This is a genomic window from Devosia sp. ZW T5_3, assembly GCF_044987315.1.
In the GTDB taxonomy this organism is placed as follows: Bacteria; Pseudomonadota; Alphaproteobacteria; order Rhizobiales; family Devosiaceae; genus Devosia.
The window spans coordinates 1-547 of sequence record NZ_JBJDRE010000057.1 but is presented as its reverse complement, the minus strand read 5'-3'; the positions used below and the strand labels follow the sequence as shown (position 1 = coordinate 547).

Here is a 547-nt window from a genome sequence, read left to right as displayed (position 1 = left end):
TCCCCGAGGACAGGATCCTCGATGGGGAGGGCGATGTGGCTCATGGCGCAGAGCTGTTCCGTGTCAACTGCGCGATGTGCCACAACGTGGCGGCAGCCGGCGGCGCACTCACCGAGGGCAAGTACGCCCCGGCGCTCACGGAGACCAGCGCGCTGCACATGTACGCCGCCATGGTCACGGGCCCCCAGAACATGCCGGTCTTCGGCAACATGAACCTGTCGGACGAGGACAAGCGCGACATCATCTCCTACCTGATGTACAACCAGGAGAGCCCGTCGGTCGGCGGTTTCACGCTGGGTTCGCTCGGCCCCGTCTCTGAGGGCCTGTTCATCTGGGTGTTCGGCATCGGTTCGCTGATCGCCCTCACCGTCTGGATCACGGCGAAGTCGAACTAGTTTCGACCGACGCCCGCACGACACATCACACGCACGAGGAGCAACATGGCACACGAGGAAGACGCGCTCGAGCACGAGAGGGCTTCATGGAAGCCCGCCTCCGGGCTCGCTGTCGTGGTGCCCGACCCCGTGCAGGGTCCGGAGCTGCCGCC

The 547-nt window shown here is 65.6% G+C and carries 1 protein-coding gene; it reads left to right on the top strand.

The features are described 5' to 3' along the window. A partial coding sequence (locus ACI3KW_RS23245; protein WP_404850060.1) for a c-type cytochrome occupies positions 1 to 395 on the top strand: 395 nt, incomplete at its 5' end. Between the last annotated feature and the right edge of the window lie 152 nt (positions 396 to 547).